The following is a 7,836-nucleotide window of genomic DNA, read 5'->3' as shown; positions in this document are numbered from 1 at the left end:
TTAAAAGGCCGAATTCCGCATGTTTGCTGCGTTTTTCGACCATTTTTAATTGATTGTTTTTTAGTTATACTTTTTCTTCAAAGTTAAGGTTCTCAACAAAATTCATAAATCTTTCAAACAATGTATTTTTATTATACATTGTGAAAGGAGATTTCCATGAAAAATTCAATATTGTTTATGGATTTTTCAATTAGTTATTTAAAAAACCGGGAATACCCGGTTTAAAATTTTTGATAAAACAATTCCACTTTTTCATCAAGCTGACGCTTGATTTTTCGAAATATGATATCAAATAAAGAAGAATCAAAAACAGCTATATCAATATAAGAATAACTCTTTCCAATAGCCCCTCCAATGACTTTTCCCACTTCATTTTTATTCAATTGCTTTTGAATGACAGTAGAAATTTGTTGACGAAGAAGCGCATCTTGTTTATTTCCATATAAATTTGAATAATAAATATAGCCATATTCTCCTTGTTTACTTTCCATATCCGCTAATACATCATTCTGATTTTCAATCGTTTCTTCTAATAAAATCGGATGCGTTGTAAAAATCATTTTCATGTCTTTACGCAAAGAATCATGCGCAAAATCTTGAATAGGCTGATATACAGAATAAATGTCCAATGGTGAATTATATTGTTTCCAGCCCTTTCTTTCTACCACATCCATTAATTGATCATAAAAATCAATGATCGGACAAAATTGTTCCACTTCTTTTGGTTCATCCATAAAATCAATGTGCGATAAATATGCTTCATATGCGATTTGTCCCAATGCCAATTCCAATAAATACATACTCATTTCTTTTTTATTTTCCGTATTATCAATTAAATAATATCCTGGACAATATACTTTGGCATGCACTAAATCCTGGTTATCATCGACTCCAAAGGAAACAAAGAAATCCTGTATAGAATATTGTTCATCCTTAATTTGAATCGAAGCTAAAACGGCTTTTGAAGACAAAGGCGGAAGACAATCATTTATGATCCAGCTTTTTTTGATATGTACAGGTGCCATCTGTGAAAAGAATTGCGCCATTAGTTGACACGTTTTATTGGGTCCTGTATCAAAAGTAATTTCAAAGTCATCATAAATATTTTCCACAAAGAAATGACAACCAGTCATTTCCTGACACATGTCATCGAGTTTTTCCACACAAGGATTTAAAATCGCATAGTTTTGATTCATCAATCCTTCTTTAATTTGTGATTCCATGGATTCAAAGAATTCCCAAAACTGTTTTGCATTTTCTCTTGCACTCATTTTCTATCTCCATATTGTTCTTGATTCCGTTACAATTAAATCCAAGGCAACATCTGTTTTTTTAATGTCCATAGAATTCATTTCCTGACAATCAAAGGCCACACCAATTTTAATAGCCTGGGTTTGTTTCAAATATCGATCGTAATATCCTTTTCCATAACCCATGCGATGCATTTTATAAAATCCTACCAAAGGCACAATAATAACATCTAAATCCAGTGGATCAATGGCATTTTGATTTCGAGGCTGTAATGTATTGAATTTTCCTTTATAGAGTTTTCCTTTATAAGGATAAAAATTCATTTGATTGTTTTCTTCAACAACAGGTAAAAACAAATGTTTATATCGCTTAAAGTCATCAAAACAATTGACTTCTCCTTGAATAGGAACATACAAACCCACGTTTCCATTGAAAAAAGGCTCTAATTTCTGAACAATTCGTTGTTCTTTTTCATCTCGATTTTCTACATTCGAGCGAAGCTCGATATATTGTTTTCTATCCAATGGAATCACTCATATCCAATTGAAGCAAACGATTCAATTCTACGGCATATTCCATTGGCAGTTCACGAGTAAATGGTTCTAAAAATCCCATTACAATCATTTCCGTTGCTTTGGCTCGAGATAAACCACGCGACATTAAATAAAATAATTGTTCTTCACTGATATTGGAAACCGTTGCTTCATGTTCAATTGTTGAGTCCTGATTTTTCATGATATTGGTTGGAAGTGTATCACTGCTGGATTTGTTGTCTAAAATCAAAGTATCACATTCCACTTTACTTCGAGATCCATTGGCATTTGGATTATGTCGAATCAAGCCACGATAATTGGTTTTGCCTCCGTTTTTGGATATAGACTTTGAAATAATCTGGCTTGTTGTATTCGGTGCTAAATGAATCATTTTGGCACCTGAATCAATTTGTTGTATGCCATCGCCAACCGCAATCGTAATACAAGTTCCCTTGGCATTTTCTCCAGCTAATACACAAGTAGGATATTTCATAGTAGCTAAAGAGCCAATATTTCCATCTACCCATTCCATCGAACCGCCTTCAAATACTTTGGCTCGCTGTGTAACCAGATTATAAATGTTTTTAGACCAGTTTTGAATGGTTGTATAACGACAACGGGCATTTTTTCCAACCACAATTTCTACTACTCCGGCATGCAAAGAATCCTTGGAATAACTTGGAGCTGTACATCCTTCTACATAATGAATATCAGCTCCTTCATCCACAATAATCAAAGTACGCTCAAATTGCGCCATTCTTTCAGAATTAATTCGAAAATAAGACTGCAATGGTTTTTCTAGTTTTACCCCTGGTGGAACATAAATAAAAGATCCTCCAGACCATACAGCTCCATTTAAAGCCGAAAACTTATTGTCGTTATAAGGAATAACTGTATCAAAATATTTTCTAAAAATATCTGGATGTTCTCTTAATCCACTATCGATATCTAAGAAAATCACACCCTTTTCTTCGACTTCCTGTAACATATTATGATATACAACTTCAGATTCATATTGTGCAGAAGCTCCTGCTAAAAATTTTCGCTCTGCTTCTGGAATTCCCAATCGCTCAAATGTATTTTTTATCGTTTCAGGTACTTCATCCCATTTATCGGTTTTATTGTCACTCGGTCTTGAATAATAAGTATAATCATCAAAATCCATTTGATGTAAATCTAGTCCCCATTCCGGTAATGGCTTTTCCTGAAAACACTTTAAAGATTGTAAACGATATTCAAGCATCCAATCTGGTTCTTGTTTAATTCTGGAAATTTCTCTAACAACGTCTTCATTTAATCCTTTATGGGTTTCATAAACAGCCTGATATTCATCTTGATAATCTTGTTCATTGGAAAGTGAAATATCATTTGGATTCATTTATATCACCTTCACTTTCCTGAATCATTTGTTTTAAAGCCTTCCAGCCAATGGTTGCACAATTAATACGATTGGCTTGTTTTCCGACATTTTGAAACGCAATCGCTTCTTCTAATAAATCTTGATCGTATTCTTTTTGATCAATCATATTGAAATAGTTTTCGATAATGGTTTTTACTTCGTCAACACTTTTTTGTACCACTAATTCGCTCATAATGGAAGTTGAAGAAGTCGCAATCGTACAAGCCTGGCCATCAAAGCGAACGTCTTGTACAATGCCATTTTCAATTTTTGCTTGTACCGTAATGTCATCGATACAAGAATCACTGGCCATATGAACAGAAGCATAACCAGGTTGATTCGTTAATTCTTTATTTCTTGGATATTCATAATGATCCATAATTATTTCTCTTAATAATGAAGCATCAATGGGCATAATGGCCTCCTTTCTAGAAGAAGATATCCACACAATTAGCAAGTGTTACTTCTTTTAAAGCTGAAACAAATGCATCTACTTCTTCTTTTGTGTTATAAAAATAAAAACTAGCCCGGATTGTGGAATTCACATGTAATACATCGGGCAATAACTTAGCACAATGCGTTCCTGAGCGAACCGCAATTCCTTTTGTGTTTAAAAAACTAGCTACATCTTGTGAAAAAATCATTTTTCCGTGATCAAACATATTAAATGTCACAATACCACTTTGTGCATTGGAATTATAAATTTGAATATTTTCCATGTCTTTGACTTGACTTAAAAAATATTGTTTTAATTCCACTTCATGTTGATGAATATTTTCTTGTCCAATTTGTGAAATATAATCCATAGCGGCTTTCATGCCAATGACACCTTCAATAGGCTGTGTGCCGCTTTCAAATTTTAAGGGCGTTTCTTTTAATAAGATGTTACATTTATCAAAACGCGCATTGGATTCTCCTCCATAAAAAACAGGATCCAATTCATCTAGATATTTTTTCTTTCCATATAAGATTCCTACACCCGTTGGTCCACACATTTTATGCGCACTCATCACAAAGAAATCCACATCTAAGTCTTGTACATCAATTTGAATATGTGGCGTACTTTGGGCTCCATCAACAACTATTAAAATATTGTGCTGATGACAATATTTTGCCATTTCTTTAACAGGTGCACAAAATCCCAATACATTAGAAACCTGGGCAATACATACGACTTTTACTTTATCGTGAATGGCTTTTTTAAAGTTTTCCATTGTGATTTTTCCTTCATCATCTAAAGGAATATATTCCACATGAATATCTTTTTCACTTTTTCGCCATGGTAAAACACTAGAAGCATGTTCACTTTCACAAGATAAAACAACATCTCCATCACTTAAATATTTTTTTGAAACCATAATCGCAATTTCATTTAATCCCATGCTTGAACCCGAAGTAAATACAATTTCTTCTGGATATTTCGCATTGATAAATTTCTGAGCTGTAATTCTGGCTCCTTCGAAATGTGCATCCACTTGCCCACTCATTTCATAGTCTCCGCGATGTGCATTGGCACCTAAATACATATAATAATTCATTACCGCGTCAATAACGGGTTGTGGTTTCAGTGTTGTCGCGGAATTATCAAAATAGATGAGGGGTTTTTGGCACATTGTTCGTTTCAAAATTGGAAAATCTTCACGAATCTTAGCTACGTCCATATAATCCTACTTTCTCTTCCATTTCTTTTTGAAGATTTTCTTGTAAATCTTCATCCTTTACCATATGAATGACAGGTAAAAAATAACCAACACTTAACAATCCCAATGCCTGTGATTTCGATAAACCACGGGATTGCAGATAATATAACTGGTCTTCGTTGGGTTGTCCAATTGATAAAGCATGACTCGCCTTAACTTGGTTTTCGCCAATTAATAATAAAGGCGTAACATTGACACTATGTCCCTTTGACAAAGTCAATACCCTTGTTTTTTGATGAGACTGTGCTTCTATACTTCCGTTTATTATATTTCCATTGGCTTTCATTTCATAAAATCCATCTTGTCCTAAAACCGCAAAGTTTTGAATTAGACCAAGAGTGTGACTGGCAAGATGACAAACTTCAATATTTCCTTTTTTCTTTCCTTCTTTTTGACACAATTGTGCACTATTTACTTCAAATTGTGCTCCTTGTTCTTTTAATTCTGTCAATACATTCCATGTCAATGACTGATCTTGTAAATCAAATAAAGCAATTTTACAAATAGAATCTTGTAAACAAGTAACATGAATTTGAAGTGATTGACAATTTTGAATCAATAAAAAGATTTCAGTTGTACTATTTTCTTTGCATACAATGTCTAATATGCAATCTTGTAAAACAGAACAATATATATATTCTTTTTGAAAAGGCTCGAAAACCCATTGATTATTTCCTGTGAGTTTTCGCATTTATGCCACCTTCTTTGCTCCGCAGCTACCCAAAGAAACAGGTGAAGAAACTTCTTCTTTCTTTACTTGTACATGATATTCATTTTCAATCCATTCATATCCTTGTGTATCCACTTTTTCAATTAAAGATGCATCACTGGATACAACAATTTTTCCATCAATTAAAATATGAGCATGTGTTGGTTTTAAATATTCATAGAAACGTGCATAATGCGATACAATCAACAATCCCATTTGTGTTTCTTTTTGTATTTCATCAATTGCATCGGAAACAATACGAAGTGCATCCACATCCAATCCTGAGTCAATTTCATCTAACATTGCCAGTTTTGGTTTTAACATCATCATTTGTACAATTTCATTTCGTTTCTTTTCACCACCAGAAAATCCATCATTTAAGAATCGATGTGCTAAATCTGGTTTCATTTCCAGTTTTTGAATGGCTTTATCCATTTGTTTAATAAATTTGAATAAAGAAATTGGTTTTTCCTGACGCGCATTGATAGCACTTCTTAAAAAATCCGAATTCGTAACGCCAGAGATTTCGCTTGGATATTGCATGCCCAAAAACAAACCGCATTTTGAGCGTTGATCCACTTCCATAGACAATACATCTTGTCCATCAAATGAAATACTTCCTTGTGTTACAATATATTTAGGGTTTCCCATAATAGCTTGTAAAAGCGTTGACTTTCCATTTCCATTGGGTCCCATTAATGCATGGCGTTCATTGGATGCCACGGTTAAATCTATTCCTTTTAATATTTCTTTATCATCAACTGATACATGTAAATTCTTAATCACTAATTCTGCCATGTTTGTTCCTCTTTTCCCATGATATATTATCAGAAATAAAACACTTTCTCAATTCATTAGCTATTGCTAAATCGATGATTTTTTCAATTTTGAGTTGATTGCAATTTCACATGAATTTGATTATAATTTACATATTGTATATATACAGGAGGTTTTTAAGATGGATGCACTAAAATCCAACTGGTTTGTCATTGTTATTGCCATCGTTATCCTGGCTTTTGTCTCTTATTTTGTATATGACATGAATCGATATAATGTTTCAGGGAAAAAAGCAGATGGACAGGAATTACTTGCCAGTTTATCGTCTAAGAATATATCGGCAGATGAATTCTATCAAAATCAGTCACAATTCGATTCTTCTTTGCTTTATCAAATGTATAAAGCCGCTGTCATTGATGAATCCATTGATGATTCAAAAGACTTAAAAGAACAAGCTAAAAAATTGGAATCTACTATTGAATCGAATTTTCAATCGCAATATGGAGATGATTATGAATTTTATTTAGCAAGTCAACTTGCCAATTATGGATATTCTTCCGACGATGCTTGTTATCAATTCAGTTTAGCCAGTGTTAAAGAAAAAGAAATGAATACAAAATTTATCGAAGATAATTTTGATACATATAAAGACGCTGTTCAAGAAAGAAATCCCAGAACGGTTTCCATTATTTCTATGGCCGTTACAGATGCTGAAAATTTAACAGAAGATGAACAAAAGAAAAAAGACAACATCGATAAAGAAATCAAAGATGAAAGCTTTGCCTCCGCTGCCACTGCTTTTTCTGAAGACACTTCAACAGCCAGCAACGAAGGATTTTATGGATACAGTGATTCAACAGATGTAACAAGCACTTCTTATTCTTATTATGGAACAGGTCTTCCAAATGATGTGGCTGATGCAGCTCAGAATTTGGAAAAAGGAGAAGTATCAGATTGGATCACAGTAACAACGAGTTCAGGTTCTACAATGTTATATAAAGTAAAAGTCGAAGAAACGGATTTAAAAGCTTTATTTGAAAGCGATAATCAAGATGTAAAAGATGCAGTTGTCAATGCGTTTCTAAGTGCGAATTCGACATTGGAAATGGAATCCATTGAATATTATGCATCAAAATTAGATATTCAATTTAATGATGAACAAACAGAACAAAAAATTAAAGCCTATATTTCTAGTTATTTAGACAAGGAAGGAAGTGATTCAGATGAATAAAAAAATAATTGCTTCTTCTTTATTGGTTTTTTCTTTATGTGGTTGTTCGGGAGCTAATGCTTCCATTCAAAATGGAAATGAAACAATCATGACCATTGGATCTACAAAATATACACGAGATGATGAATATCAGTTGATCAAATTAGCAAATGGTGGTTCTTTAACTCTTCAACTTGCCAAGAATGCAGTCTATGACCAAGTTGTTGGTTTAAATGATGAAATAAAAGAAAAAGCAC

Annotated in this window: 8 protein-coding genes and 1 pseudogene; 2 read left to right on the top strand and 7 right to left on the bottom strand. The window is 33.2% G+C overall.

Translation table 11 applies throughout. The features are described 5' to 3' along the window. Positions 1-221: 221 nt before the first annotated feature. The 7 genes from ACI32A_RS06320 to sufC are packed head-to-tail and all read right to left on the bottom strand — an operon-like array spanning position 222 to position 6,390. Positions 222-1,271: a hypothetical protein gene (locus ACI32A_RS06320; protein ID WP_439754191.1), complete on the bottom strand. Its 1,050-nt coding sequence runs from the start codon at positions 1,269-1,271 to the stop codon at positions 222-224. A 3-nt stretch (positions 1,272-1,274) separates the two neighbouring features. Beyond that, a complete protein-coding gene (locus tag ACI32A_RS06315) occupies positions 1,275-1,775 on the bottom strand; it encodes a 5-formyltetrahydrofolate cyclo-ligase (protein WP_439754190.1) in 501 nt (166 codons plus the stop codon). After that, entirely contained in the window at positions 1,768-3,162 is a 1,395-nt protein-coding gene (gene sufB / locus ACI32A_RS06310) for a Fe-S cluster assembly protein SufB (protein ID WP_439754189.1), read from the bottom strand. Before sufB ends, ACI32A_RS06315 begins: the two co-directional genes overlap by 8 nt. After that, on the bottom strand, positions 3,149-3,598 hold the full coding sequence (sufU, locus tag ACI32A_RS06305) for a Fe-S cluster assembly sulfur transfer protein SufU (RefSeq protein WP_439754188.1): 450 nt from the start codon (positions 3,596-3,598) through the stop codon (positions 3,149-3,151). Before sufU ends, sufB begins: the two co-directional genes overlap by 14 nt. A 13-nt stretch (positions 3,599-3,611) precedes the next feature. Continuing rightward, the gene (locus ACI32A_RS06300; protein ID WP_439754187.1) at positions 3,612-4,844 is read right to left on the bottom strand and encodes an aminotransferase class V-fold PLP-dependent enzyme; all 1,233 of its coding nucleotides are present in this window, start codon (positions 4,842-4,844) and stop codon (positions 3,612-3,614) included. After that, positions 4,831-5,574, bottom strand: coding sequence for a SufD family Fe-S cluster assembly protein (locus tag ACI32A_RS06295; RefSeq protein ID WP_439754186.1), 744 nt, complete (start codon positions 5,572-5,574; stop codon positions 4,831-4,833). The genes ACI32A_RS06300 and ACI32A_RS06295 overlap by 14 nt, the downstream gene beginning before the upstream one ends. Further along, a complete protein-coding gene (sufC, locus tag ACI32A_RS06290) occupies positions 5,575-6,390 on the bottom strand; it encodes a Fe-S cluster assembly ATPase SufC (RefSeq protein ID WP_439754185.1) in 816 nt (271 codons plus the stop codon). It abuts the gene before it with no gap. Positions 6,391-6,550: 160 nt separating this feature from the next. Here sufC and ACI32A_RS06285 point away from each other — a divergent pair, with 160 nt between their 5' ends. After that, positions 6,551-7,600, top strand: a complete 1,050-nt coding sequence (locus ACI32A_RS06285; RefSeq protein WP_439754184.1) for a peptidylprolyl isomerase — start codon at positions 6,551-6,553, stop codon at positions 7,598-7,600. Next, a pseudogene (locus ACI32A_RS06280) lies at positions 7,593-7,836 on the top strand (hypothetical protein); the annotation flags it as partial. The gene ACI32A_RS06285 and the pseudogene ACI32A_RS06280, both read left to right, overlap by 8 nt.

It is taken from the genome of Floccifex sp. (genome assembly GCF_051873555.1).
In the GTDB taxonomy this organism is placed as follows: domain Bacteria; phylum Bacillota_I; class Bacilli_A; order Erysipelotrichales; family Erysipelotrichaceae; genus Floccifex.
The sequence above is the reverse complement of the archived record's forward strand: the minus strand, read 5'-3'. Positions and strand labels throughout refer to the sequence as shown.

Excerpts from the sequence above, each read along its gene's own strand:
- ACI32A_RS06320 (WP_439754191.1), bottom strand. The coding sequence starts at position 1,271 with ATGAGTGCAAGAGAAAATGCAAAACAGTTTTGGGAATTCTTTGAATCC.
- sufB (WP_439754189.1), bottom strand. The coding sequence starts at position 3,162 with ATGAATCCAAATGATATTTCACTTTCCAATGAACAAGATTATCAAGAT.
- sufU (WP_439754188.1), bottom strand. The coding sequence starts at position 3,598 with ATGCCCATTGATGCTTCATTATTAAGAGAAATAATTATGGATCATTAT.
- ACI32A_RS06300 (WP_439754187.1), bottom strand. The coding sequence starts at position 4,844 with ATGGACGTAGCTAAGATTCGTGAAGATTTTCCAATTTTGAAACGAACA.
- ACI32A_RS06295 (WP_439754186.1), bottom strand. The coding sequence starts at position 5,574 with ATGCGAAAACTCACAGGAAATAATCAATGGGTTTTCGAGCCTTTTCAA.
- sufC (WP_439754185.1), bottom strand. The coding sequence starts at position 6,390 with ATGGCAGAATTAGTGATTAAGAATTTACATGTATCAGTTGATGATAAA.
- ACI32A_RS06285 (WP_439754184.1), top strand. The coding sequence starts at position 6,551 with ATGGATGCACTAAAATCCAACTGGTTTGTCATTGTTATTGCCATCGTT.